Raw genomic sequence first — 26,294 nt, 5'->3', positions numbered from 1 at the left:
CTTTTAGAGCACCGTCACCTTTTCGATCACGACCTGCGTGACCGGCACGTCGCGGCCGAACGGGCGGGTGTTGCCGGTCGGCGTATCGGCGATCTTGTCGACCACGTCGAGGCCTTCCGTCACCTTGCCGAACACCGCGTAGCCGTAGCCGTCCTGGCCCGGATGGTTGAGGAAATCGTTGTCGCCATGATTGATGAAGAACTGCGACGTCGCCGAGTTCGGATCGGACGTGCGCGCCATCGCGATCGTGCCGCGGTCGTTCTTCAGGCCGTTGGCCGATTCGATCGCGATCGGCGCACGGGTGCGGCGCTGGTCGTACTCGCCGTCGTAGCCGCCGCCCTGGATCATGAAGCCCTTGATCACGCGGTGGAAAACGAGGCCGTCGTAGTGGCCGTCGTTGGCGTACTGCACGAAGTTGGCGACCGTCTTCGGCGCCTTGGCGGCGTCGAGCTCGAGCTCGATCGGGCCGAGCGTGGTATCGATGCGGACGCGAGTGGTTTCGGTGGTCATCGGTTTTTTCCGTTGTTTTCGTTGGTGAGAGGCGGCCGAGCCTCAGGCCGCGGCCGCCGATGGTAGCGCGTCCATCGCTTCGCGTGCCGCGCGCAGCAGGTCGGCGTCACTGTCGGGGCGGCTGGCGCGCTCCGACAGCAGGCGGCGGAACGCGCGCCCGCCGGGCTGGCCGCGATACAGGCCGAGGATGTGACGGGTGATGTGCTTGACCGCGACGCCGTGTTCCAGCTGGTGCGCCGCATACTGCGTCATTCGTTCAAGCACGGCATCGCGGGTCATCGCCGGCGTCGTGGTGCCGAACAGACGTGCGTCGACCTCGGCGAGAAAGTAGGGGTTCTCGTAGGCCTCGCGGCCGACCATGACGCCGTCGAGGTGCTGCAGCTGTTCGGCGCAGACTTCGTGCGAGCGCAGGCCGCCGTTGATGACGATGCTCAGCTGCGGAAATTCCTGCTTGAGGCGCTGCACCGCTTCATAGCGCAGCGGCGGGATCTCGCGGTTTTCCTTCGGCGACAGGCCCTGCAACCAGGCCTTGCGTGCATGGACGATGAAGACCTCGCAGCCGGCATTGGCGACGGTGTCGACGAAGCGGCGCATGAAGTCGTACTCGTCGGAATCGTCGATGCCGATGCGGTGCTTGACCGTGACTGGCAGCGACGTGGCGCCGCGCATGGCCCGCACCGCGTCGGCTACCAGCGCCGGCTCACGCATCAGGCAGGCGCCGAAGCCGCCGCCCTGAACGCGATCCGACGGGCAGCCGCAGTTCAGATTGATTTCGTCATAGCCGTATTGCTGGCCGATCTCGGCGCAGGCCGCCAGCGCCGCCGGATCGCTGCCGCCGAGCTGCAGTGCCACCGGGTGCTCGGCGGCGTCGAAGCGCAAATGCCGGTCGCGGTCGCCGTGCAGGATCGCGCCGGTCGTGATCATTTCGGTATAGAGCCGCACATGCGCCGACAGCTGCCGCATGAAATAGCGGCAGTGACGGTCCGTCCAGTCGATCATCGGCGCCACGCAGAAGCGCCAGGGGCTGGACGGCTCGGGAATGACGGAGTTCGTGGACATCGGCAGCGATACGTCGGCGGCCGACCATTATCGTCGAATACCGTCGCCCGCACGAGCGCGGGCCGACGAGCGTGGGCACGCGGCGGTGGTCGTCGGCGAGTCGCGGCTTGCGCCACTCCTCCGAGGGCATGGTTCGCGGGAAGGCGCGTATGGTTTTCGGCCGCCACGTTCGATGTGGCGTCCGAGCCGATTCTCCGGCGGTGATCGCGACTTCATCTCGATGATCCGCATAGTCCCGCAGGCGCGGTGCGGCCGCGAGAGCCGGCCCAGCTATGTCGAAATGGCGGCGTCTCATTCGTCGGACCAGAGGCGGCGCTATTGTCGCCATTCTCGAATTCATCGGAGTCACCATGTCCAAGATGATTTTCATCAGCCTGCCGGTCGCTGATCTCGGCGTCTCGATGCGCTTCTACCAGGCGCTCGGCTTTACCAACGATGCGCGCTTCACCGACGACACGGCGGCCTGCATGGTCTGGAGCGAGGCAATCAAGGTCATGCTGGTGACGCACGACAAGTGGCGCACGTTCACGGATCGTCCGATTCCGCCGTCGACGTCGAGCGAGGTGGCCCTCAATGTGTCCTGCGACAGCCGCGAGGCGGTTGATGCGATGAACGCCGCGGCCGCCGCGAACGGCGGCACTGCCGACATCAACCCGGTCCAGGAGCACGGCTTTATGTACGGCCGTGACATGGCCGACCCCGACGGGCATATCTGGGGCGCGATGTGGATGGACATGACGGCGATGCCGGCGGGCGGTGTCACGGCGTGAGCGTTCGTCAACCGCGTGTCCTGCAGGAGCGGCGCGAGCGGCGACGCTAGGCTGGGGATCGCTCCCAGGTCGCGGCTTGCGCCGCTGCTACAACGCTCCTCAGGCGCTTTGAGAATTCCCCGAACCGTTCATGCCGAGTGCCGCGCGTAGCGCGGTGTATCGAGGCACGCGCATGGCCCGGATCTGCTGCCGGTGCGAGCCGCCGCTCAGGGCAGGGCGCCGCGTGTCGCCTCGTGGGTTTCGATGACGGCGTTGGCGAGGTCGACGAGGCGCATGTTGCGGGTCATCGCCTGGCGTTGCAGGCGCGCGTGGGCCTGTTCCTCGCTGATGCCCAGCGACTTCATCAGGATGCCCTTGGCGCGCTCGATGCACTTGCGGTCGGCGAGGGCGCGGCGGCTCGACGCCAGCTCCTCGCTGAGTTGGCGGATGTGGTCGGCCTGCGCGCGCACCAGTTCGTGCACCGAACGCGCCAGCTCCGGTGTCACCGTCGGCGCGGTCTGCGTCTCGTCGTCGCCCGGGATCGGCAGCGGGTCGAACAGGCTGCTCGAACGGTCGTCGGCGACGCTCCCGCTCAGCGTGCTGACATGTGTCTGGTAGATCTGCTGGCTGGCCTTGGCGGTTTCGAGCTGCTGGCGGCTGGTGGCCAGCAGCGCATCGGTCAGCGCCTGCTCCAGATCGTGCATGCGATCGATGCGCCAGGTGGTCAGTTCGTACCAGACCTCGCTGATTTCCGGCGTGACCGGCGCGCCATCGGCAAGGCGCGCGATGACGCCGCGCAGCTTGCTCAGTTCGGCGAACTGCGCGCTGTTTTCGAGTCGTAGCCAGTCCTGTTGCATTTCTGCGTCGGCGAACTTCTGGAATTCGACGAAGCTGCGCGTCTGGCCTTGCTGTAGATGCAGCAGCCGTTCGCACAGAGTCTCGTCGAAGTGACCGGCGGCAAAGCCCATGCTGCCGAGTCCGCGCTCCTGTCCGGCGTATTCCTTGCCCTGCAGCAGATTGAACAGCGCCACCAGCAGCGCGGTGACCGCCGGATTGTTCGAAATGTCGGCGGCGGAGAAGATGATCGCCAGCAGGCCGGCGATCAGGCGGCTGATCGCATGCATGGTGTCGAGCGGCGAGACCTGCAACAGCGCGATGCGCTGACGCAGTCCGTCGAGTTCATCGAGCCCTTGCAGCACGAAGGCGATGCCGTTGAGCAGGCGCATGCCGGCGATGCCTCGGCTGTCTTCCAGCGCGTGCACGTCGAAACGCGCGATCAGGGCCGCGGCGCTGGCCTGGCTGTTGCTGGCCTGCACCAGTCGCTGGCCGGCAAAACGGGTGCCGCCAGAGGCAAGAAAGACATTGCTGATGCCGCGCTCGCGCTGCAGGCTGTGTATCAGTTCGCCAGTGAGCGCAACCACCTCGCAATTGGCCGCAAGCGACTTCAGCGCCTGGATTTCGGCGCGCTTGGCGGCGAGCAGGAATTGCTCGGCTGGACGCGTGGAGACAGGGTTGTGGCTCATCGTGCGCGGCGACGCAATAAGCAGGCCATGGCGTGCACCATCATGCGCGCCCAAGCCATCCATCGTCATGTCGTCAGCGTGCGGTCAGCCTCCGCGTAGAACGATCGAGTCCGAATCCCGAAACGTCAGATCAGGAGGCGAAGACGATGACCCGGCCAGCCACGCGGCATCTCGGTCGCTACGGCGTTGCCGTGCTCGTGCTGGCGGTGATCCTGCTGGTCGTTTTCTGGGACTGGAACTGGTTTCGGCCGCTGGTCGAGCGTCAGGCGTCGGCGGCGCTCGGTCGGCCGATCACGCTGCAGCATTTCGACATCAAGCTGCGCTGGCATCCGTGGATCATCGCCGACGGCATTGCCATCGCCAATCCGCCTGAATTCCCGAAAGGTAGCGAGCTTGCCACCGTGCAGCGACTGGCCATTCATGTCGACCCCTGGGCATGGTTTCACGGACGTGTGTCGCTACTCGACATCGAGATCGACAAGCCGATGGGTGATCTCGGGCCTGGCCCGTCGGGCAAGCCGAACTATCAGTTCGATGCGTTGCAGTCCAAGGACCAAAAGCCGACCGGCAAGCCGCTGGCGATCGACATCGGCCGGCTGGTGGTCCATGACGGCGACGTGCACATCGTCGAGCCGAACTTCAAATCGGACTTTCGTCTGAAAATTCACACCGAAGACAACGCCCAAGGCCGTGCGGGCAGTACCGAGCCGACGATTCATGTCGACATAGACGGCCGCTATGCCGACGCACCGATCAGTGGCCGCTTCATCGGCGGTTCGGTGCTGACGCTGCGCGACGCCGCGCATCCGTATCCAGTCGATCTGCTGGTCAAGAACGGCGCCACACAGGTGACGTTGAAAGGCACGCTACTCGATCCGCTGCGCTTCGGCGGCGCCAAGCTCAAGCTCGACTTTCGCGGGCAGAATATTGCCGACCTGTATCCGCTGACCGGCGTGCCGTTGCCGCCGTCACCGCCCTACGAAATCGCCGGCGATCTGGACTACGACCGTGGCAGCGGCGCGATCCGCTTTCGCAACGTCGACGGTCACTACGGGCAGAGCGACATCGCCGGAGATGTCAGCGTGATGCCGGCGCATGGCGACGTGCGGCGCCGGGTGACGATAGACGCGCACTCGAAGCAAGTCGTCTGGAGCGATCTGGGTGGCTTCATTGGCGCCACGCCCGGCGCTGCCGATGCACCGAACGACAGTGCTGCGCAGAAGTCGCAGCGCAAGGCGCAGGCCAAGACCGGCAAGCTGCTGCCGGACACGCCGATCGCGCTGCCGCGTATCCGTGCCGCCGATCTCGACGTGCGCTACAAGGTGGCAAAAGTCGTCAGTGACACCATGCCGCTCGACTCGCTCGACGGCCATCTGGTGATCACCGACGGCGACATCACCGTCAAGCCGCTGCGCCTAGGTGTCGGCAAGGGCAGTGCGCTTGCCAACATCGAACTCGACGGGCGACATGACCCGCTGCATGCACAGGCCGACGTCGATTTTCGCGAGCTCGATTTCAGCAAGGTCATGAACAAGCTGTCGGTATTTCGGGGCACGGGCAAGATCGGTGGCTCGATGACTTTCGACGCGCACGGCAATTCCCTGGCGGCGCTGCTCGGCGATGGCGACGGCAGTCTCAAGCTGTTCATGACCGGCGGCGACGTCAGCGCGCTACTCGTCAATCTGGCCGGGCTCGATCTCGGCAACTCGCTGATCTCGGCGCTGGGGCTGCCGCGTCGCGCGCAGATGCGTTGCATGGTTGCCGATCTAGGCATGCAGGGCGGCGTGGTCGACACCAAGACCCTGCTGTTCGACACCACGGAAGCCAATATCCTCGGCGATGGCACTATCGACCTCGGCAAGGAAAAGCTCGACTACACGCTGCGCACACAACCCAAGCGCATGAACATTGGCTCGCTGGCCGCGCCGATCGACATCACCGGCTCGCTGCGCGCGCCACACATCATGCCCAACCCCGGTGCGCTGGCCGTGCGCGGCGGCGCGGCGGTTGCACTGGGCGTACTGCTGACGCCGCTGGCGGCCTTGCTGCCGACCATCCAGCTCGGCCTGGGCCCGGACAATGATTGCGCGGCGATGATTCACGACTTGCAGGCAGGTAAGCCGGTGCCGCCGCCCAAACGGGCGAAATAAGCGGATTCAGTCGCCGCCGATGCCGGCCAGAAAGTGCGGCAGGGCAGGGTTGTCATTGTCTTCCTTCCACACTAGATACAACTCGACTGGGCGTGCCGGCGACAGGCCGGCGACGTCGCGAAAAATGATGCCTTCATAACGCAGGCTGGTGGCTGCATGTGGCACCAGCGCGACGCCAAGACCCGCACGGACCAGGGCCAGCACCGAATGCACCTGGCTGACGTGCTGGCCATACAGCGGATTGACATCGACGCGGCTGAAGATGCGCGCCACCAGATCGTAGAAGTAGCGCGCCTCGTCGGGCGCGTACATCACGAACGGCTGGCGATCGAAGCTTTTCAGCGTCAGCGACTCGCTGCTGGCCAAGGGATGATTGGCCGGAAACGCCGCGACCAGGGTTTCACGCACGACGCGTTTCGAGCGCATGCCGTCGCGCGTGACCGGAGGCCGCAGCAGGCCGAAATCGAGACGACCGGCGTCCAGTGCTTCGAGCTGCTGGCCACTCACCATTTCCTTGAGTCGCAGCTCGATGTCTGGCGCCTCCTCGCGCCAGCGGGCGATGGCGCCGGGCAGGAATTCGTAGCCGGCGGCAGCGGTGAAGCCGACCGAGACGACGCCGGCCTCGCCGCGACTGACACGCCGTGCCGACAGGCTGGCGTTTTCCGCCAAGCGCAGGATGGTGCGTGCTTCCGGTAACAGAGTGCGGCCGGCCGGCGTCAGCCGTACGACGCGATTGTTGCGGACGAACAGCGCCGCGCCGATCGCGTGCTCCAGCAACTGGATTTGCCGGCTCAGCGGTGGCTGTGTCATGTGCAGGCGTTCGGCGGCGCGGCTGAAGTGCAATTCCTCGGCGACGGTGACGAAGCAGCGCAATTGGTTCAGATCGAGCATGTATTCAATCCGTGTATCAATGCATGCCTAAATTGGCTTGGACGTGAATATACACGCTGCCTACGATGCACTCATCTTCATCGCCCGACTGAACGAACGATATGAGCCGCTACACCCCCAAGGAGATGGCCGAGGCGCTGGGCGCCGGCCTGCTGTCCTTCCCCGTGACGCACTTCGATGAGGCCATGGCCTTTGACGAAGCGGCGTACCGGAACAATCTCGGCTGGCTGTTCAGCCACGATGCCGCGGGCCTGTTCGCCGCCGGCGGCACCGGCGAGTTCTTTTCGCTGACCCTGGATGAAGTCTCGAAGGTCGTGCGTGCGGCCGTCGAAGAAACCAAGAGCCGCATTCCGGTCATCGCGCCGGCCGGCTACGGCACGGCGCTGGCGTGCGAACTGGCGCAGGCGGCCGAGCGCAACGGTGCCGACGGCATTCTGTTGCTGCCGCCGTATCTGACCGAATGTGATGCCGCCGGTATTGCCGCGCACGTCGAGAAGGTCTGCGCGTCGACCAAGCTCGGCGTGATCTTCTATAGCCGTGCCAATGGCAAGCTCGACGACATTTCGGTCGCGCGCCTGGCGGAAAAGTGCCCGAACCTGGTCGGTTTCAAGGACGGCGTCGGCGACATCGAAATGATGACGCGCATCTACGCACGCCTCGGTGACCGCCTCACTTATGTCGGCGGCTTGCCGACGGCCGAGACCTTTGCGCTGCCGTATCTGGAAATGGGCGTGACGACGTATTCGTCGGCCATCTTCAACTTCCTGCCGAAGTGGGCGCTGTCGTTCTACGCCGCGGTGCGCGCGCGCGATCATGCCGCGGTCTACCGTGAGCTCAACGAGTTCGTCTTGCCGTACATCGCCATCCGCAATCGGCGCCGCGGCTATGCCGTGTCGATCGTCAAGGCCGGCATGAACGTCATCGGTCGTCCGGCCGGTCGCGTGCGCAGCCCGCTGTCGGATCTCACGGCGGAGGAAACCGAAAGCCTGGCGGCCTTGATCAAGGGGCGCGAGTAATGGGCGCCGACCTGCTGACGGGGCGCATGCGCATCGGTGCCGAGGCCATACTCGGCGCCGAAGGTGAATTGCGTGCGATCGACCCGTCCACCGGCGCGATGTTGGAGCCGGTGTTCGGCATGGGCTCGACGGCCGATGTCGATCGCGCGTGTGCGCTGGCGGCGGCGGCGTTCGACGCCTATCGCGAGACCTCGCTCGACGCGCGCGCGGCATTCCTCGAAACGATTGCCGACGAGATCATGGCGCTCGGCGACGTGCTGATCGAACGTGCGATGGCTGAAACCGGCCTGCCGCGCGGCCGCCTCGAAGGCGAGCGTGGCCGCACCACCGGTCAGTTGCGCCTGTTCGCCAGTGTCGTGCGCGAGGGCAGTTGGATCGAGGCGCGTCTCGACCCGGCGTTGCCGGAGCGCCAGCCGCTGCCGCGTGCCGATCTGCGTCAGCGGCATATCGCGCTGGGTCCGGTCGCCGTATTCGGCGCCAGCAATTTTCCGTTCGCGTTTTCGGTCGCCGGCGGCGATACGGCTTCGGCATTGGCCGCCGGCTGCCCGGTCGTGGTCAAGGCGCATAACGCACATCCCGGCGTTTCCGAGCTGGTTGGTGCCGCCGTGCAGCGCGCCGTTGCCAAATGTGGCCTGCCGGAAGGCGTGTTCTCGCTGCTGTTCGGCGCCGGCAATGCGATCGGCACCGCGCTGGTCAGCGATCCGCGCATCAAGGCGGTCGGCTTCACCGGCTCGCGTGGTGGCGGCACGGCCTTGATGAAGGCGGCCGCCGCGCGTCCGGAGCCGATTCCGGTCTACGCGGAAATGAGTGCGATCAACCCGGTTTATCTGCTGCCGGCGGCGCTGGCGGCACGCGGCGCGGCGCTCGGCAAGGCCTTCGTCGCGTCGCTGACGATGGGCGCCGGCCAGTTCTGCACCAATCCCGGCCTGGTGCTGGCCATCGACGGCCCGGGCCTCGACGCCTTCGTCGCCGCGGCCGCCGAGGCGCTGGCCGCCGCGAGCGCGCAAACCATGCTGACGCCGGGCATTTACGAAGCGTTCGTCAACGGCACCGAGCGCCTGGCGGCGCATGATCGGGTGCAGACGTTGGCGCAGGGGCAGGTGGGTTCGGCGTATTGCGGTCGGGCCGCGTGGTTCGAAACCGATGCCGAGGCCTTCATCGCCGACGAACATCTGCGTGAGGAAGTGTTCGGCGCGTCGTCGGTGCTGATCCGCTGCCGCGACGCGGCGCAGTTGCGCGCGCTCAGCGAGGCGCTCGACGGTCAGTTGACGGCGACGCTGCAACTCGACGACGGCGATCTCGCGCTGGCGCGCGAGCTGCTGCCGACCTTGGAGCGCAAGGTTGGCCGCATTCTCGCCAACGGTTGGCCGACCGGTGTCGAGGTTTGCCATGCGATGGTGCACGGCGGGCCGTATCCTTCGACGTCCGACGGCCGTACGACCTCGGTCGGCACGCTGGCGATTCGGCGCTTTCTGCGGCCGGTCTGCTACCAGGATCTGCCGGCCGCCTTGCTGCCGACGGCACTGGCTGATGGTAACCCCTTGAACATCTGGCGCCGCGTGGACGGCGTGCTGCAGCAGTAGTTCGCGGTACCAAAACTTAAAAAGACGCAGCGCACGCGAACGCGGCGCTGCTTCGCTCCGACACGACCGGCCGAACGGCCGCCGTGCGACGTGACTGGAAGGAGATGGTGTATGTGTGCAGCTCTGAAGCGCGCGTGCGCGTCCGTGTGTTCCGCCATCGGCGGAGCCGTCTGATGCCGGCCGCGCAGACGTCCGGTGCCAGCTCCGCGGTAACGCTGGCATCGGTGGTGCTGAAGGTGCAGCGGCGCGTGATGCCGTTGTTCGTGGTGATGTTCATCGTCAACTACATCGACCGCGTCAACATCGGCTTCGCGCGGCAGCAGCTGGAGTCCGATCTCGGCTTCGGCGCCGCCGCCTATGGTCTCGGTGCCGGCCTGTTCTTCATCGGCTATGCACTGTGCGAAGTGCCGTCGAACATCCTCATGCAGCGCTTCGGTGCGCGCGTCTGGTTGACGCGCATCATGCTGACCTGGGGGCTGGTCGCGTCGGCGATGGTCTTCGTTCACACCGAGACGCAGTTCTACGTGCTGCGTTTCCTGCTCGGCGTCGCCGAGGCCGGCTTCTTCCCTGGCGCAGTGCTGTATTTCACGCAATGGTTTCCGGCGTCCGCGCGCGGCAAGGCGATGGCGATCTTCCTCAGCGGCTCGGCGATCGCCTCGATCCTGTCGGGGCCGGTGTCCGGCTCGCTGATGCAGCTCAGCGGTCTGGGCCTGAGCGGCTGGCAGTGGATGTTTCTGATCGAAGGACTGTTCTCGGTGCTGCTGGCCTTCGTCGTCTGGCGCCGCCTCGATTCGCGCCCCGAGGACGCGCAGTGGCTGTCCGACGACGAAAAGCAGGTGCTCAAGACCTCGCTGGACGGCGAGCAGTCGGCGCGCGAGCGTGGCGCGCCCGGACATCGCAGCGGCCTGCGCCTGCTGCGTGACCCGATGATCGCGCTGTTCTGCTTCCTGTACTTCTCGATCTCGCTGACGATCTACGGCGCGACGTTCTGGATGCCGAGCATCATCATGAAGATGGGCAACATCGGCAGCTTTCATGTCGGTCTGCTCAACAGCGTGCCGTGGATCATTTCGGTCGTGGCGATGTACATCTTCGCCAGTTGCGCGGCGCGCTGGCCCAACCAGCAGGCCTGGGCGTGCAGCGCGTTCGTCATCGCGTCGATCGGCCTGTTCGCGTCGACCAGCGGCGGCCCGGTCTTCGCATTCATCGCGGTCTGCTTCGCCGCCGTCGGCTTCAAGGCCGCATCGTCGCTGTTCTGGCCCATTCCGCAGAGCTATCTGGACAGTCGCGTGGCGGCGCCGGCCATCGCCCTGATCAATTCGGTCGGCGGGCTCGGCGGCTTCGTCGCGCCGACCGTGCTCGGTGTCCTCGAACAGAAGACCGGATCGATCGAGGGCGGCCTGATCGTGCTCGGTGCGGTCTCGCTGATCGCCGGCTTCGCCGTGCTGCTGACGCGCCGTCACGGACGCGGTGGCGGCGGCGTCAACAAACTGAATTGCACGGCTTCGCCGTGCGCATCTCGCTGAGTGGATCGGTCACAGGCAGGAGAGTGAATTGAAAGTTGTTCGTGTCACCGTCACCCCGATCGCGTTTCGCGATCCGCCGCTGCTCAATGCCAGCGGCATTCATGAGCCGTACGCGCTGCGTTCGATCATCGAGGTCGAGAGCGACAACGGCTACGTCGGCCTCGGCGAAAGCTATGGCGATGCGCCGGCGCTGGCGATCCAGCAGCAGTTGCAGCAGGAGCTGATCGGCCTCGATCCGTTCAAGCTCAACATCCTGCGCGAGACCGTCGCGCGTGTCGTCGCCCGCGTCACGCCGGCTTCGGCTGCCGGCGCCGAGCTGGCGCCCGGTTCGCATGCAAGCAAGGCGCTGTCGAATGCCTATTCGGCGTTCGAGGTCGCGTTCCTCGATCTGCAGGCGCGCTCGCTGAACCGACCGCTGGTCGACATGCTCGGCGGCGCGCTGCGCACCGAGGTTCCGTTCAGCGCCTACCTGTTCTTCAAGTACGCCGAGCACATCGACTCGCCGTACCCGCCCGATGCCTGGGGCGAGGCGATCAGCGAGGAACAGATCGTCGCGCAGGCGAAGTCGATGATCGACCGCTACGGCTTCAAGAGCATCAAGCTCAAGGCCGGTGCGCTGGAGCCGGAGCACGAAGTCAGCTGCGTCAAGGCGCTGAAGCGCGCATTCCCGCAGCACCAGTTGCGCATCGACCCCAACGGCAACTGGTCGCTGGCGACCTCGCTGCGCATGGCCAAGCTGCTCGACGGTTGCCTGGAGTATTACGAAGACCCGACGCCGGGCCTCGAAGGCATGTCCGAGCTGCATCGACAGACCGGCCTGCCGCTGGCGACCAATATGGTGGTCACGGACTTCGACGAATTCCGCCGCAGCGTTGCGCTCAACAGCGTGCAGATCGTGCTGGCCGACCATCACTACTGGGGTGGCTTGCGCGATACGCAGACCCTGGCGGCGATGTGCGCGACCTTCGGTCTCGGCGTGTCCATGCACTCCAATTCGCATCTCGGCATCAGCCTGATGGCGATGACGCATGTGGCGGCGTCGGTGCCGAATCTCTCCTATGCCTGCGATACCCACTATCCGTGGCAGGAGGAGGACGAGGAAGTCATCAAGGGCGGCAAGCTGCCGATCGTCGATGGCTGCGTGCGCATTACCGAAGCGCCGGGCCTCGGTGTCGAGCTGGATCACGAGCAGCTCGGCAAGCTCCACGAGCAATTCCTGAGCTGCGGCATTCGCGCCCGCAACGATGTCCGCCAGATGCAGCGGTATCGGCCCGATTGGGAGACCGTCAAGCCGCGCTACTGATGTCCGCGCGCGGTGGCCACCAGAGACCATCGCGCCTTTTAAAGCACAGAACGATTTCGATGAGGAGAACGATGATGCACCGACGTCAATTTTGCGCGGCGCTGCTGATGGGCGCCGCGAGCCTTCTGGCCGATGGCCCGGCCAGTGCTGCGACCCACTACGACTTGGCGGCCGGCCAGCCGATCCAGCAATTCGCGACACTGCCGTGGCTCTGCAACGCCTTGGCGATCACCAGCGACGGTCGTGTTTTCGTCGGCCTGCCGCGCTGGCCCGGTTACGAGAAGACGCCGTCGCTCGCGCAGCTGATGCCGGACGGCACGCTCAAGCCGTTCCCGGGCGGCACCTGGAACGACTGGGCGCCCGGCAAGCCGACCGCCAACGCGTTGGTCGACGTCAACACCATTCACATTTTCGATGACGACACGATCTGGGTGGTCGACCAGGGCGCGCCGTTCTTCGGCGGCATCGTCGATCGCGACGCGCACAAGATCCTGCAGTTCGATTCGCACACCGGCAAGCTGCTGCGCAAGATCACGCTGTCGCCCGACGTCCTGCCGCCGGGTGCGGCGCTGAACGACATTCGCATCGACGCCAACTACGCCTATTTCACCGACTCCGGCGCCGGCGCGATCGTCATCGTCAACCTCAAGACGGGCAAGGCGATCCGCCGCCTGGCCGGCGACGTTTCGGTCAAGGCCGATCCGGCGCGGCCGCCGATCACCGAAAGCGGCAAGCCGCTGATGAAAGCCGACGGCACCGTGCTCGGCGTCAACTCGGACCCGATCGAGATCAGCCCGGACGGCAAATGGTTGTACTACCAGGCGCTGACCGGCCCGATGTATCGCGTCGAAACGAAGCTGCTGCGCGACGAGAAGATGTCGGAGGCCGAGCTGTCCAAGCATGTGCAATTCGTCTACGACACGCCGCCGCTGGTCGGCACCGCGATGGACAGCGCCGGCAACCTCTACATGGCCGAGCTGGGCAAGCCGCGCATCACCGTGCTGTCGCCCGACGGCGCGCTGCGCACGCTGGCCGAAGACGATCGTCTGTGGGGGCCGGACGCGATGATCATCACCAAGAACCGCGAACTGTACGTGCCGATTCCGCAGACCGCGCGTCTGGCGCCGCTGCGCGGACCGGGCGGCAAGGACGCCGTGCAGCCGCCGTTCAAGATCTATCGCATCAAGCTGCCGAGCTGGCTCGGCAACCGGGAAAAGGTGCCGCCGGTTTCGCACTGACGGCGGGCTGAAAACCAGCGGCCGGGCATAGCGCCCGGCCCGCACGGTGGCGGCGTTCGGCCGCCACCCGATTCAAACGATCGACGAAGACGCGGGCGCATTGCGCCCGTGGCGGACGGGCTGTGCCTGCCGGACCGCAAAAAGACCGACAACATTTGAGGAGAGGCAAGCATGAATGCATTCAAGACCACGTCGCGCCTCGCGCGTGCGTGTGCCACGCTGGTGCTGTGGGCCTGTACGCTCGCGGCCGCGCCGGCCTTCGCCGACGACCCTTCCGATGCCGACCTGAGCGGTGACTGGGGCGGCGCGCGCACGCAATTGCACGACGCCGGCATCGACTTCGACATCGTCTACTTCTCCGAATTCGCCACCAATCTGCAAGGCGGTACGTCGACGAAGTACGCCTACGCCGCCGAAGGTTCGATCGCCTCGACGCTGAACCTGCAGACCCTGTTCGGCTGGCACGGGGCGTCGTTTCGCGTGAAGTTCACCAACCGCAACGGCGACGGCCTGAATCAGCAAGCCGAGCTCAACGAGATCATGCCGTCACAGGCCATCTACGGCCGTGGCAGCGTCACGCGCCTGTCGCAGTTCTACCTGCAACAGGATCTGCTCGGCGGCGATCTGCGGCTCAAGCTCGGCCGTCTGGCGGTCGGCGACGAGTTTGGCGACTTCCCGTGCGAGTTCATGCTGCTGCCGTTCTGCGGCTCGCAGATCGGCAACCTGGTGTCGACCGCCTACAACAACCCGGTCAGCCAGTGGGCGGCCTACGGCCGTTACGCCTTCAGCCCGTCGTTCTACGGTGCGGTCGGCATCTACCAGGTCAACCCGAGCTGGCTGAAGAACAGCCAAGGCCTGAACTTCGGCAGTCCGCACGGCACCATCGGCGCGCTGCTGCCTTATGAGTTCGGCTGGCAGCCGACGCTCAACGGCCTGCCGGGCCAGTACAAGATCGGCGGCTGGTACGAAACCTCGAGTCTCGACGACGTGGTGCTCGACGAGAACGGCGGCAACCGCCTGCAGACCGGCGACCCGGCGCTCAAGCGCGGTCACGAATTCGGCTTCTTCATGTCCATCGTGCAGCAGCTCACCGCACCGGCGCCGGGTTCCAAGCGCGGCCTGACGGCGGAGGTGTACTGGATGCTGCCGGACGCGCACACGGCGACCGTCGATCAGCAGACCTCGGTGGCGCTGGTTTATCACGGGCCGTTCGCGGCGCGGCCGGACGATCTGGTCGGCATCGGCGCCGCGCGCATTCACGTCAACAGTCACCTGTCGGCTGGAGAGGCGCTGTACAACGCGGACCTGCCCGACGGCATGACGCCGCTCGACGTGCAAGGCTCCGAGCGCTCGTACTCGATGTTCTATCGTCTGCAGTTGCTGCCGTCGCTGTACACCACGCCCGAGCTGCAACTGATCCACGACCCGAGCGGCAGCAGCCGCAATCAGGACGACGTGGTCTTTGCGCTGCGCACGGTCATCAATTTCTGAGCCTGAGCGGCGTCGATGTGGCGCCGGTCCGCGATGGGACCGGCGCCGCGCTCAAGCACGCGGTGACGCGAACCACTCCAGCATCAGCGCGTTGATCGTGTCGGCGCTTTCGAGCTGCAGCCAGTGCGAGGCCTTTTCGATGCGCTGATAGCGCCACGGGCCGGTAACCTGGCGCTGCGAGTTGCGCATCTGGCCTTCGGCCAGCGCGAAGTCGCCGTCGCTCCACAGGCCGAACACCGGGAGCGAGGTCTTTGCGAACGGCTGCGTCAGGATCGACATGGCATTGGCGCGGTACCAGCTCAGGCCGGCGGTCAGACGGCCGGGGCGCGCCAGCGCGGCAACGCGCGCGTCGGCGTCCTCGGCGTCGAGGCTGAGTTTGCGCAGCGCACGCCAGTCGCCGGCGCGCAGCAGACGTTCGGAGAAGCCACGTAGCAGGAAGACGCCGATATACCAGGCGCGCAACTGCTGTTCGATGCTGCGTCGGTATTCGAGCGGATGACCGACCGACATCACCATGAAGCTGGCGAAGCGCGGCGCGTGATCGACGGCGAGTTTCCAGCCGACCATCGCGCCCCAGTCGTGGCCGACCAGATGCGCGGGTTCGCTGATGCCCAGCGCGTCGAGCAAGGCGGCGATGTCGTCGGCCAGCTTGTCGAGGCGGTAGGCGCTGACGGCGGTCGGCATGTCGCTGTCGCCGCAGCCGCGCTGGTCGGGGACGATGACGCGATAGCCGGCATCGACCAGCGGCTGGACCTGCCGGCGCCAGACACGGCGGGTGTCCGGGAAGCCATGCAGCAACACCACCGGCGTGCCGCTGCCGACATCGGTGACGTGCAGGCGCAAGCCATTGGCCTCGACCAGCTTGCTCGGAAATTCGTTCATGTGCTCACTCCCGTTCAACGCGCCGGCACCAGCGGCAGGCTGTCGCGAAACGCCAGATAGTCGCGCGCTGCCTGGCGCGGCGCTTCGAGCATCGGCATGTGGCCGATGCCGGGCATCAACACCACCTGCGAGTTCGGCAGCGCTTCGTGCAGCAGCGGCGCACCGCTGGGATCGAGCACGTGATCCTGCTCGCCCCAGACGATCAGCGTCGGCGTCGCCAGGCCGGCCACGTCGGTTTCCAGATGCGGCGTGGTGGCGGTCAGCTCACGGAAGATGCGCGTGTGCAGCGCATAGTTGTTCGCGGCGGCGATCGCCAGCTCGTGCGTGACGCTGTACGGCAGCACCGGCGGCTGGTTCATCGCCAGGTGCATGACCTTGACGAAGTCGTCGGGCGTCTTCGCGAACAGCAGCATCTTGCCGTCCTCACGGTACGCGCGGAACATTTCCGATTCCTTGGCGCCGCCGACGCCGGCCGGGTCGAGCAGCCACAGGCTTTGCACGCGCTCCGGATGCAGGCGCGCAAATTCCAGCACCACGGCGCCGCCCATCGAATTGCCGGCCAGGTGCGCGCGCGGCAGTTTCAATGCGTCAAGAAATTCGCCGAGGTATTTGGCCTGCGCGTCGATGGAGTAGTCACCGTCGTCCGGCTTGCTGCTCTCGCCGAAGCCGGGCAGATCGAGCGCGATCAGTCGGCCGTGGCCGCGCAGGAACGGCATCACCTGCGACCAGTTGTCCTTGTCGGCGCCGATGCCGTGCACCATGACCAGCGGCTCGCCGCTGCCGCCGTCGAGATAGCTGATGGTGTAGCCGGGAATCTGCAGCGTCTTGCGCTGTACGCCGTCGATCCAGTGGATCAACTGCAGATTGACGCGTGACATCGGCTTGGGCGCCCAATGATCGGCGGCGACATAAAGAATCGCGATCGCAAACGCGAACACGATGAGCCCGAACAGCACTTTCATGATGTATCCCCCGTGATGCTTTTTGTTCTGTGCCAGCGTTCAGTCGGCGGGCTGTAGCGTTGCGAGTCGTCGCTCGCTCTCGGCGATCACCGCATCGTAGAGCAAGACGCAGTGGTCGACGATGACGTCGAGCGGCTTGGCGAAGTCGTGCACGGTCCAGTGAATGGCCAGGTAGACCGTGGAGCCGATCAGGCCGTCGGCGAGCAACTGACCGTCGATGCCCAGTTGCGGCAGCTCGGGATAGGCCGAGCGGATCATGCCGCCGATCAGGTCGGCAAAGCTCTGCGTGGCGATCTGCGACTGCAGGCCGACGTCGGAGCTGACCGTCATCGAATCCATCATCAGCACCCGCGACAGGCGCGGATCGTCGCGCAGCTTGCTGAGGAAGGCGCGGATCGTGGTACGGGCCACGGCGCGCATGTCGCGGCCGGCGCCGCTCGCCGCACCGCTTTGCATGATGCTCTGCATCACCGCCGCGCGAATCGTGTCGATGCCGTGGTTGTAGACCGCCTGGAACAGCGCCTCACGATTGCTGAATGACTCGTAGAAATAGCGCTCGGTGAGCTTGGCCTCGGCGCAGATCTCCCGCACACCGACGCTGTGATAGCCGCGCGTGCCGAACATCTCCAGACCGGCGGCGACCAGTTGCTCGCGGCGCTGGCGCTGGCGCTCCTTGGTGTCGAGCCCGCGGAAACGGCGGCCGCGGGCAGGGGCCTTTGAACTTGTCATTCGCCAATGTTGACATGAACTGTTGTCAAAAGTAATGTGACAACACTGGTTGTCAAACTGAGAACGGCAATGGCATTCGATGCGAATTACAAAGGTGGAGAGCCCGTCAAGTCGGTCCTGATCATCGGCAGCGGCTTTTCGGGGCTGGGGCTGGCAGTGCGTTTGAAGCAGGCCGGCATCGAGGATTTCGAGATCCTTGAGCGCGCCGACAGCGTCGGCGGCACCTGGCGCGACAACCGCTATCCGGGCTGCGCCTGCGATGTGCAGTCGCACCTGTATTCGTTCTCGTTCGAGCAGAACCCGGGCTGGACGCGCATGTTCGCGCGCCAGCCGGAGATCGAGCGCTATCTGCAGGGCGTGGCCGACAAGTACCAGCTAGTGGCCAATACCCGCTTCGGCGCCAACATCGTCGACGCGCGCTGGGACGAGGCCGCCGCGGTCTGGCGCGTGCGCAGCGAGGACGGCCGCCAGTTCATCGGCCGCGTGCTGGTGTCCGGCATGGGCGCGCTGAGCAATCCGGCCTATCCGAAGATTCCGGGCCTGGCCGATTTCCAGGGCAAGATGTTTCATTCCGCGCAGTGGGATCACGACTACGACCTGAGCGGCAAGCGCGTCGCCGTGATCGGTACCGGCGCCAGCGCCATCCAGTTCGTGCCGCAGGTGGTGCCCAAGGTGGCGCATCTGGATCTGTTCCAGCGCACGCCGCCGTGGATTTTGCCGAAGCCGGACCGCGAGATCGGCGCGTTCGAGCGCAAGCTGTTCCGCCTGCTGCCGTTCACGCAGAAGCTGATGCGTGCCGGCCTGTACACCATGCTGGAAACGCGCGTGCTCGGCTTCGTCATCCACCCGAAGCTGATGGAGTTCGTGCAGCGCGCCGCCAAGGGCCACATCAAGCGCCAGGTCAAAGACCCCGAGCTGCGCCGGAAGCTGACGCCGAATTACACCATCGGCTGCAAGCGCGTGCTGATCTCCAACGACTACTACCCGTCGCTGACGCAGCCGCATGTCGACGTCGTCACCGACGACGTCACCGAAATCCGCGGCAATGCTGTCATCACCGCCGACGGCCGGGCGCGCGAGGTCGATGCCATCATTCTCGGCACCGGCTTCACGGTGCAGGACCCGATTCCGCGCGGCGCCATCTTTGGCCGCGGCGGCAAGGATCTGTGGGACACCTGGAGCGAGAAGGGCGTCGAAGCCTATCTGGGCGCCACCGTGCACGGCTTCCCGAATTTCTTCATGCTCATGGGGCCGAACACCGGCCTCGGCCACACCTCGCAGGTGTACATGATCGAATCGCAGATCAACTACGTAGTGGACTGCCTCAAGCAGATGCGCCGCAAGAAGATCGCCGCCGTCGACGTGCGTGCCGACGTGCAGCGCCAGTTCAACGACAAGGTGCAGGGCGACGTCGGCAGCGCGGTCTGGAATTCCGGCGGCTGCAAGAGCTGGTATCTCGACGCACGCGGCCGCAACACCACGATCTGGCCGGGCTTCACGTTCATGTTCCGCAACAAGACCCGGCATTTCCGGCCGGCCGACTATCAGCTCGAAACCGCCAGGGCCACCAAGGCCCGCGCTTGACGCGCATCACCGATAACAACGAAGGGGAAGCAGTGAAATCGTTCCACGACAAGGTCGCCGCCATCACCGGCGCCGGTTCCGGCATGGGTCGCGAGCTGGCGATCGAGCTGGCCAAGCAGGGCTGTCACGTCGCCATCAGCGACGTCAACGAAAATGGCCTGGCCGAGACGGTCGAGCAGCTCAAGGCCTACAGCGTGCGCGTCACCGCGCAGTCGCTGGATGTCGCCAACCGCGAAGCCGTCTACGCCTGGGCCGATCAGGTCGTCGCCGACCACGGCAAGGTCAACCTGGTGTTCAACAACGCCGGCGTCGCCCTCGGCGCCACACTCGAGGGCGTCTCGTATGAAGACTTCGAGTGGATCATGAATATCAACTTCTGGGGCGTGGTCTACGGCAGCAAGGCCTTCCTGCCGCATCTGCGCGCGTCCGGTGACGGCCACGTCATCAACACGTCCAGCGTCTTCGGCCTGTTCGCGGTGCCCGGCAACGGCTGCTACAACGCCAGCAAGTTCGCCGTGCGCGGCTTCAACGAATGCCTGCGCCAGGAACTGGAACTGACCCGCGCGCCGGTCAGCCTCACCAGCGTCCATCCGGGCGGCATCAAGACCGGCATCGCGCAGTCCGCGCGCATGACCAAGAGCCTCGAAGGCGTGTTGGCCAAAGATGAAAAGTCTGCCAAGGACAACTTCGACAAGCTGTTCATCACCACCGCCAACCGCGCCGCGCTGATCATCCTCAAGGCCGTGCAGGGCAACAAGCGTCGTGTTCTGGTCGGCCCGGACGCCAAGCTGTTCGACGTCATGGTGCGCATGCTGCCAGCCGCGCATCAGCGCCTCGTCACCAGCGCCGCCCGCAAACAGGCCGCGCGCTCCGGCGTCTGAGCCTGACCCACCTCTCCGCCATCAAGGCGGAGAGGGCTTCAAACTCCCCTTCGCCCGCCTGCGGGGGGAGGGGCTGGGGGAGGTGGGCGCGCCGAAGGCGCGAAGCTGCCCGCATCAGACAAGTCTGCCCCACCCAACAAAACCCCCGCCGCACCGCTACCATCGAAGCCGCCGGACCGTCCCGGCAAACGCAAGGCTTTCGATCGACATGCTCGTGGCATCCGCAGCCGTAATCGTGGGATTGGCGCTTCTGGTCTGGAGCGCGGACCGCTTCGTCGACGGCGCCGCCGCCACCGCGCGACACTTCGGCATGCCGCCGCTGCTGATCGGCATGGTCATCGTCGGCTTCGGCACCTCGGCGCCGGAAATGGTCGTGTCCGCGCTCGCCGCGCTGCAGGGCAATCCGGGCATCGCCCTCGGCAACGCCTACGGCTCCAACATCACCAATATCGCCCTGATCCTCGGTCTGACCGCCGTCATCAGTCCGATTGCCGTGCACTCGCAGATTCTGCGCAAGGAGCTGCCGATCCTGGCCGCCGTCACCGCGCTGGCCGCCTGGCAACTGCACGACGGCATGCTGAGCCGTGCCGATGCCGTCGTTCTGCTGCTGGTGTTCGCCGGACTGATGGGCTGGACCATCTGGCAGGGACTGCGCAGCAAGGAGCCGGAGCTGAGCGCGCAGATCGAAGGGGAGTTGAGCGAACAGACCGCGCCGCTGCGCAGCGCCATTGTCTGGCTGATCGTCGGCCTGATCCTGCTGATCGTCAGCTCGCGCATCCTCGTCTGGGGCGCGGTCGAAATCGCCCGCGACTTCGGCGTCAGCGACCTCATCATCGGCCTGACCATCGTCGCCGTCGGCACCTCGCTGCCGGAACTGGCCTCGTCGATCATCGCCACGCGCAAAGGTGAACACGACCTCGCGCTCGGCAACGTCCTCGGCTCCAACCTGTTCAACACCCTGGCCGTGGTCGGCATCGCCGGCAGCATCCACCCACTGGCCGTCGACCCCAGCGTCATGAGCCGCGACATGCTGGTCATGGCCGGCCTCACCCTGACCCTGTTCGTCTTCGGCTACGGCTTCCGCGGCCCCGGCCGCATCAACCGGCTGGAAGGCGCCATCCTGCTCGTCTGCTACATCAGCTACACCGCGTATCTGGTCAGCAGTACGTTTCTGTCATAGGTGTCCAGCGCCATGAACGACGTGCGCCGTGTCCCTTTATTCGACATGGCGTGCGCCAGGAACCGGAGCGCGGGCAATGACACCAAGCACTTATGCTGACTGTGACGGAGTTATCAAGCATACCGACTTTTGTATCGGACAATCCCTGTCATCTAAATTGCGTTCGGGACTAAGTCATGAGGTATTTCACTTCGGAGTGGTGGCGAAGCGGCGGAGAGCGTGATGTTGCCGTCGCTTACAGGAGCTACTTATCGTCAGTCACGAACCAACTGCCAGAGGCCGCATTGGCGCTGGATCGAGAGCACACGCTGCACGATGCTGAGGTGAAACGAATTCAAAGCGACTTTTCTAAAGGAACCGTGTCTCTCCAGCTTCTTGGCTGGAACCAGGCATTCAACGAGAAGATTCGCTACTCACTACACTTCTCTGGTGTAACTGCGTTTGAGCAGGCGTTTCCCCAGGAGGAATACGTGGAGTCAGAGTTGGGTGATCTTGGGTATTGGGAGTGGGAGGTTGTACCTACGGGCACTGAACTAAGAATGCTTTTTGCTTCATCCGCCGAGTTCCGAATTGTCTTCAGAGCTCTAGCCTTCTCGCATGTGCCAGCTTAGGCCCAACCAGGAAGGAAGAACGTGGGGGCAGACCACATGTGATGGTAACGAACGCCAAGGGAACCGCCGCGCTGGTCATGGAGGAATCCGATGGGAAGATCACGCTCGTGTGTGGTGGGCTTGTTCCCTCGGCGCAATATGTTGAGCACCGTAGGGCGGGATTCATCCCGCCAGTCGCGCCCATTGCATGGCGGCGGGATAAATCCCGCCCTACTGTACTTGTTACCCTTGTTATTGCTGTTATTGATGCCCGGTTATTGATGCATGCTTTCTAGGGCCTCGACCATCTGAGCATCAATGCGTAAGGCTGCAGTGCAATAGGGGTGCATGACCGCATCGAGATCGCGCAACTGCCAATCGTCATCGACGTCCTTGTCGGTGATGACCACTTCTAGGTGTTGGTTGAGTTCCCGCATCTTCAACCCTGCGAGGACGCCGCGGATCTGATCGGCGCCTTTGTTGCCGCCGTGGGTGCCGTAGGTGACGTAGCTGACGGGCTTGCCGTGCCACTCACGGTACAGGAAGTCGAGCGCGTTCTTCAGCGGCGCCGGGTAGCCCCAGTTGTATTGGGGGAACACGAAGATGAAAGCGTCATAGCCACTGACGAGTCGGCTCCAGGCACGGGTGTGCTCGTGCTGGTACTGACCGAGGGCAGCTTTGAGCGGTTCGTCGAGGAAGGGCAGGTTGATTTCCGCCAGGTCGATCAAGTCGTACTGCAGCGGGCTTTCGGCCTGCGCGGCGTCGCGAACCCAGCGGGCGATGCCAGGGCAGATGCGGGTGGGGCGCGTGCTGCCGATGATCACGGCCACGCGCTTGCCTTGCCGTGATGAGGTCGCTGCGGTTGCCGAGGATGTTTCATTGCTGAAGGTCATTGATGTTTACCTTTCTGCGGGCGTTGGCCGTGTACTGCATCGGGCGGCGTAATCGTCGTGGATAGATCAATGCCGTGCGCGGCGGCGTGACGCTGCACGATCGCATCGGCAAGCAAGGAGAGACGGTGGCGATTGGTGTCGCTGAGATCATCGGTGAGCTCGCCGACTTGAGCGCTGACCTTTGCCACCAATGCTGCGGCGAGCTTGCGACCTTCGTTGGTGAGCGTGACCCGGAACGATCGGCCGTCCTCCAGAACCGGGCTGCGGCAGACCAACCCGCGTCGCTCGGCCCGGTCGATCAGACCGGTGGTGCTGGACTTATCTAGGTTGAGCAGTAGCCGCAACTGGGCCATCGTCGGTTCGCGGTCGCGCAGCACGCCAAGCAGCCGCCCCTGGAGCACCGAGAGATCGAAACTGTCGGCAGCCCTTGCCAGCACAGCCTGGACAAGGGTGGAAAGTTGCACAAGTCCGTCGACGATCTTCGGCTCAGGAATGTTGCGTTTTAGGTTGGTGTCGGGCGTCCTCATGGCGGACACTCTAAATTCATTTAGTACGTAATGCAAACTAATACGTACGTGTCACGTACTTTTTAGCGCCGTAGGGCGGGATTCATCCCGCCAGTCGCGCTACGTCATTTTGGGCAAGGCGAGGGCTGGCAATACGCTAACCCGCGTTACGGTCCTCATGGAGATCAGCGCTGTAGGGCGGGATTTATCCCGCCAGTCGCGCCCACTGCATGGCGGCGGGATAAATCCCGCCCTACTGTACTTACTCTGCATCCGCTTGCAAAAGCGATCCAGATCACATTCCCGGACGCCGATATTGCCGATACTCTGGACTTGGCCGGAACCGACGGCATACGCCGCCACGATCGAATCCTTGTGAACATCCAGCCCTACAAAGACGGTGCTATCGTTTGCCATGCTGACCTCCGCTGAAGGAAACCGACCGATGAGCGTAGTCCTTACTCGCTCCTGCGGTTCTGGCACCACGCCAACCCGAGATACAGCCTTCGCGGAGGTCAGCGCCTTGGTTCGCGTAAGTCATACTGCCTGGGCTTCAAAGTGAAATGCATCGTTGAAGCGACCCCACGATTCGAGCTATTGCGCTCACACCCGATCGAAGGCGCATTTTCCGGGTGGTATTTCCGCGTTGAGGAAACATCCAATATGGCGTGGTTGGCAGAAGGCAAAGACAAATGGGGCCGAATCGTTTCATGTCGCGGCGCTAATGAGCAGGAGGCGTTGGCGTTTTGCATAGAGCAAGCTCGCCGCATGTCGGCACAGTTGCTCGGTGACCAACAGGTCGCTCAGCCCGCCACCATGTAATGGGCGCGACTGGCGGGATAAATCCAGCCAGTCGCGCTACGTCAGTTTTGGGCAAGGCGAGGGCACAGTGGCGATCCTTGTCCGACGGGTTCTACTCCGTAACCCCAAACACCCTGAAATACCAGGCATAGATGAGGCGGTTGCAAACCTGATCTCGGGTGCCGAGGCAGATGAAGGTGGTGTCGATACCGGGGTAGTAGTGCGTGGCGACGTCCATGCCGTAGGAGTTGCCGCCGTGCCCCCAACTGGCGTGTTTGCCGCTGTTGACGACGAAGCCGAGGCCGTACCACGGGGTGTCGCCGGCGGTGGTGGCCAGTTTCAGCAGTTTGGCGGGCAGTAGTTTTCCGGCGCGCAAGGCGTCGAAGAATTTGCGCATGTCGTTGGCGCTGGCAACGCCGCCGCCGGCCGAGGCGCCGCGCCAGGGCAGGACGTCGCGGTTGGACACCATCGTCGGTGTGGCGCCGTAGAAGGTGGTCTTGCCGAGGGCAACGCCTTGCAGGTGATCGAGGTCCGGGAAGCCGGCGCGGCTCATGCCGGCCGGTTTGAAGATGTGTTCGGCGATGTAGTCGTCATAGCGTTGGCCGGTGACTTTCTCGATGACGGCGCCGAGCAGGATGAAGCCGTAGTTGGAGTATTCGGCCTTGCTGCCGGGCGGGAAGTCCGGGCCGCGTGCGCCGTTGAGCTTGATGATGTCGTCGATGCTGCGGACCCACTGCCGATTGGCGCCGTCGTCGCGGCCGAGGATGCCGATGTCGCCGGTACCGCCGCGATGTTCGAGTAGTTGGCGGATCGTCGCCTTGGCCATTTCCCGGTTCGGGTAATTCGTGAGGTAGCGGCCGAACGGCGCGTCGAGGTCGATCTTGCCGGCGTTCACCAGTTGCAGCACGGCGACGGCGGTGAACATCTTGCCGGCCGACGCGAGGAACATCGGGGTATCGGCGGTGATCGGCTGCTTGGCGTCGCCGTCGATGTCGCCCCAGCTCCTGGTCCACGGTGCGGCGCTGCCATGCGCGATCATCAGCGTGCCGGCGAACTGGTCACGCTGGGCGAGGCGGTCGGCGATGCTGGACAGCGCGGCAATGACGCGTTGGGGCGGGAGCTGATACGGGCGCAGCTCGAAGGTCTTCAGCTTTTGCGTGCCCGGCGCGCCGAGTTCGAGGTCGAGGCTTTGCAGCGCCGGAAAGCACTTTTCGGCAAGCAGGACACGCAGGCTGCGCGGTGTTTGCGCTTCGATGCGGACGACGTCGAAACCGCAGGTGTCCTCGGCGTTTTCGTATTGGAACGCGGGGTCGGGATCGTCCAGCCGCGTGGCATAGAAGGTCTGGATGGCGCTGCGTTGCCCGGAGTTGAAGGCGCTGAGCCATTCGTGAAACACAGTGCTGGCCGCCGTGTTCGGCGTTGCGACGTCGCTCGGGCGTTCGGCGGCGGCTGTGATGCTTGCGACGGCCAGCGTCATGCTGGCGAACAAGGGTTTGAGCATGCGCCGCTCCGTGAGGTGGTCGATCGCAGACTAGCATCTGCAGCCATCGCCGCACGGTTAGCATTCGCGGCTACGCATTCGGGCTGCGCGTCGGCATCTGGCCAGCGCGTCCAGGTGGTGCCTGTGTCCGGGCCGCGTGCCGGTTCAGTGCTGGCCGATATTCAGGATGGGATGTGATTAAGGATGAAGATCAGAGCGGCAGTGGTATCGGATGCGCCTCGGTTGGCGCAGATCAGCGCTGCGACGTTTGCGCTTGCGTGCCCGCCGTCCACGCCGCAAGCGGACCTCGACGCCTATATCGCGGAGGAGCTGACTGCGGCTCGCTTTGAGGCACATCTGGCGTGTTCAACGAAGCGGGTTTTCGTTGCCGAAGCCGACGATGCTGTTGTCGGTTATTTGATGCTGAGTGAGGAGCGCGCGCCAGCGGAAGTTTCGGCCATGCGACCCCTGGGATTGCAGCGTCTTTACGTGCTGCAGCCGTATCACGGCTCCGGTTTGGCGCAGGCGCTCATGGCGCGCGCGCTTCAGGATGCGGTGGATCAGGGCTGCGATGTTCTGTGGCTGAGCGTCTCCGTGCAGAACGACCGTGGTCTTGCGTTCTACCGCAAGCACGGTTTCGAGGTGGTGGGCGAGCAGCGCTTCCAGGTGGGCGCCGATATTCACCGCGATTCCGTCATGTGCCGCCGGGTCGAAGCGTCAGCTGATACGCCGACCGACGCGCTCGCCACCGCGCGGTGAGGCGCGCG

At 64.8% G+C, this 26,294-nt stretch carries 23 protein-coding genes and 1 pseudogene; 13 read left to right on the top strand and 11 right to left on the bottom strand.

The genetic code is table 11. The features are described 5' to 3' along the window. Positions 1-3: 3 nt before the first annotated feature. Together G7Y82_RS18365 and dusA are read right to left on the bottom strand one after the other, a co-directional pair. On the bottom strand, positions 4-510 hold the full coding sequence (locus G7Y82_RS18365; protein ID WP_168149608.1) for a peptidylprolyl isomerase: 507 nt from the start codon (positions 508-510) through the stop codon (positions 4-6). A 42-nt stretch (positions 511-552) separates the two neighbouring features. After that, positions 553-1,569 (bottom strand): tRNA dihydrouridine(20/20a) synthase DusA, encoded by a 1,017-nt coding sequence (gene dusA / locus G7Y82_RS18360; protein ID WP_168149607.1) that lies wholly within the window; start codon positions 1,567-1,569, stop codon positions 553-555. Positions 1,570-1,919: 350 nt separating this feature from the next. On the opposite strand from dusA, the gene G7Y82_RS18355 reads away from it, so the two are divergent. Then, positions 1,920-2,339, top strand: a complete 420-nt coding sequence (locus tag G7Y82_RS18355; protein WP_168149606.1) for a VOC family protein — start codon at positions 1,920-1,922, stop codon at positions 2,337-2,339. A gap of 206 nt (positions 2,340-2,545) precedes the next feature. Here the strand turns inward: G7Y82_RS18355 and G7Y82_RS18350 are convergent, their stop codons facing one another. Next, positions 2,546-3,841, bottom strand: coding sequence for a nitrate regulatory protein (locus G7Y82_RS18350; RefSeq protein ID WP_168149605.1), 1,296 nt, complete (start codon positions 3,839-3,841; stop codon positions 2,546-2,548). A 146-nt stretch (positions 3,842-3,987) separates the two neighbouring features. Between G7Y82_RS18350 and G7Y82_RS18345 the strand changes: the two genes are divergently transcribed. Beyond that, positions 3,988-5,991 (top strand): AsmA family protein, encoded by a 2,004-nt coding sequence (locus G7Y82_RS18345; RefSeq protein WP_168149604.1) that lies wholly within the window; start codon positions 3,988-3,990, stop codon positions 5,989-5,991. A gap of 6 nt (positions 5,992-5,997) precedes the next feature. On the opposite strand, the gene G7Y82_RS18340 is transcribed toward G7Y82_RS18345, so the two are convergent. Continuing rightward, positions 5,998-6,882 (bottom strand): LysR family transcriptional regulator, encoded by an 885-nt coding sequence (locus G7Y82_RS18340; protein WP_168149603.1) that lies wholly within the window; start codon positions 6,880-6,882, stop codon positions 5,998-6,000. Between the two features lie 101 nt (positions 6,883-6,983). Here G7Y82_RS18340 and kdgD point away from each other — a divergent pair, with 101 nt between their 5' ends. The 6 genes from kdgD (at position 6,984) to G7Y82_RS18310 (ending at position 15,039) form a co-directional block, all read left to right on the top strand. Next, entirely contained in the window at positions 6,984-7,898 is a 915-nt protein-coding gene (gene kdgD / locus G7Y82_RS18335; protein ID WP_168149602.1) for a 5-dehydro-4-deoxyglucarate dehydratase, read from the top strand. A 26-nt stretch (positions 7,899-7,924) separates the two neighbouring features. Next, positions 7,925-9,481 (top strand): aldehyde dehydrogenase (NADP(+)), encoded by a 1,557-nt coding sequence (locus tag G7Y82_RS18330; RefSeq protein ID WP_436286682.1) that lies wholly within the window; start codon positions 7,925-7,927, stop codon positions 9,479-9,481. A gap of 173 nt (positions 9,482-9,654) precedes the next feature. Continuing rightward, on the top strand, positions 9,655-11,007 hold the full coding sequence (locus G7Y82_RS18325) for an MFS transporter (protein WP_168149600.1): 1,353 nt from the start codon (positions 9,655-9,657) through the stop codon (positions 11,005-11,007). 28 nt (positions 11,008-11,035) lie between these two features. Then, entirely contained in the window at positions 11,036-12,310 is a 1,275-nt protein-coding gene (locus G7Y82_RS18320; RefSeq protein WP_168149599.1) for a glucarate dehydratase family protein, read from the top strand. A 74-nt stretch (positions 12,311-12,384) separates the two neighbouring features. Next, complete coding sequence (locus tag G7Y82_RS18315; protein ID WP_206370843.1) at positions 12,385-13,548, top strand: L-dopachrome tautomerase-related protein; 1,164 nt, start codon at positions 12,385-12,387, stop codon at positions 13,546-13,548. Between the two features lie 171 nt (positions 13,549-13,719). Beyond that, positions 13,720-15,039 (top strand): carbohydrate porin, encoded by a 1,320-nt coding sequence (locus G7Y82_RS18310; protein WP_168149597.1) that lies wholly within the window; start codon positions 13,720-13,722, stop codon positions 15,037-15,039. Positions 15,040-15,090: 51 nt separating this feature from the next. Here G7Y82_RS18310 and G7Y82_RS18305 read toward each other — a convergent pair whose 3' ends face one another. Genes G7Y82_RS18305 through G7Y82_RS18295 form a run of 3 tightly spaced genes read right to left on the bottom strand, consistent with a single transcriptional unit; the run spans position 15,091 to position 17,612 of the window. Beyond that, positions 15,091-15,921, bottom strand: coding sequence for an alpha/beta fold hydrolase (locus tag G7Y82_RS18305; RefSeq protein ID WP_168149596.1), 831 nt, complete (start codon positions 15,919-15,921; stop codon positions 15,091-15,093). Between the two features lie 14 nt (positions 15,922-15,935). Then, complete coding sequence (locus tag G7Y82_RS18300; protein ID WP_168149595.1) at positions 15,936-16,883, bottom strand: alpha/beta fold hydrolase; 948 nt, start codon at positions 16,881-16,883, stop codon at positions 15,936-15,938. A 39-nt stretch (positions 16,884-16,922) separates the two neighbouring features. Beyond that, positions 16,923-17,612 carry a TetR/AcrR family transcriptional regulator gene (locus G7Y82_RS18295; protein WP_168149594.1) on the bottom strand — a complete coding sequence of 230 codons (690 nt, stop codon included), beginning with the start codon at positions 17,610-17,612 and terminating at the stop codon, positions 16,923-16,925. A gap of 69 nt (positions 17,613-17,681) precedes the next feature. Between G7Y82_RS18295 and G7Y82_RS18290 the strand changes: the two genes are divergently transcribed. The 4 genes from G7Y82_RS18290 to G7Y82_RS18275 all read left to right on the top strand — a co-directional run bounded on the left by G7Y82_RS18290 (position 17,682) and on the right by G7Y82_RS18275 (position 21,868). Then, positions 17,682-19,196, top strand: coding sequence for a flavin-containing monooxygenase (locus tag G7Y82_RS18290; RefSeq protein WP_168149593.1), 1,515 nt, complete (start codon positions 17,682-17,684; stop codon positions 19,194-19,196). A gap of 32 nt (positions 19,197-19,228) precedes the next feature. Beyond that, the gene (locus tag G7Y82_RS18285) at positions 19,229-20,077 is read left to right on the top strand and encodes an SDR family NAD(P)-dependent oxidoreductase (protein WP_168149592.1); all 849 of its coding nucleotides are present in this window, start codon (positions 19,229-19,231) and stop codon (positions 20,075-20,077) included. A 208-nt stretch (positions 20,078-20,285) separates the two neighbouring features. Next, positions 20,286-21,257, top strand: coding sequence for a calcium/sodium antiporter (locus tag G7Y82_RS18280; protein WP_168149591.1), 972 nt, complete (start codon positions 20,286-20,288; stop codon positions 21,255-21,257). A 176-nt stretch (positions 21,258-21,433) separates the two neighbouring features. Then, a complete protein-coding gene (locus tag G7Y82_RS18275) occupies positions 21,434-21,868 on the top strand; it encodes a DUF4085 family protein (protein WP_168149590.1) in 435 nt (144 codons plus the stop codon). Positions 21,869-22,122: 254 nt separating this feature from the next. On the opposite strand, the gene G7Y82_RS18270 is transcribed toward G7Y82_RS18275, so the two are convergent. The 4 genes and pseudogenes from G7Y82_RS18270 to G7Y82_RS18260 all read right to left on the bottom strand — a co-directional run bounded on the left by G7Y82_RS18270 (position 22,123) and on the right by G7Y82_RS18260 (position 25,548). Then, positions 22,123-22,740, bottom strand: coding sequence for an NADPH-dependent FMN reductase (locus G7Y82_RS18270; protein WP_168149589.1), 618 nt, complete (start codon positions 22,738-22,740; stop codon positions 22,123-22,125). Further along, on the bottom strand, positions 22,737-23,267 hold the full coding sequence (locus G7Y82_RS18265; RefSeq protein WP_168149588.1) for a MarR family winged helix-turn-helix transcriptional regulator: 531 nt from the start codon (positions 23,265-23,267) through the stop codon (positions 22,737-22,739). Before G7Y82_RS18265 ends, G7Y82_RS18270 begins: the two co-directional genes overlap by 4 nt. A gap of 231 nt (positions 23,268-23,498) precedes the next feature. Further along, positions 23,499-23,663 (bottom strand): annotated as a pseudogene (locus G7Y82_RS21950) (IS110 family transposase); the annotation flags it as partial. 496 nt (positions 23,664-24,159) lie between these two features. Then, positions 24,160-25,548, bottom strand: a complete 1,389-nt coding sequence (locus tag G7Y82_RS18260) for a serine hydrolase domain-containing protein (RefSeq protein WP_168149587.1) — start codon at positions 25,546-25,548, stop codon at positions 24,160-24,162. Positions 25,549-25,731: 183 nt separating this feature from the next. Here G7Y82_RS18260 and G7Y82_RS18255 point away from each other — a divergent pair, with 183 nt between their 5' ends. Continuing rightward, positions 25,732-26,286: a GNAT family N-acetyltransferase gene (locus G7Y82_RS18255; protein WP_366515697.1), complete on the top strand. Its 555-nt coding sequence runs from the start codon at positions 25,732-25,734 to the stop codon at positions 26,284-26,286. Positions 26,287-26,294 lie beyond the last annotated feature (8 nt).

It is taken from the genome of Solimonas marina (assembly GCF_012241385.1).
GTDB classification, from domain to species: Bacteria; Pseudomonadota; Gammaproteobacteria; order Nevskiales; family Nevskiaceae; genus Solimonas; species Solimonas marina.
This window is presented reverse-complemented; position numbering and strand designations above follow the sequence as displayed.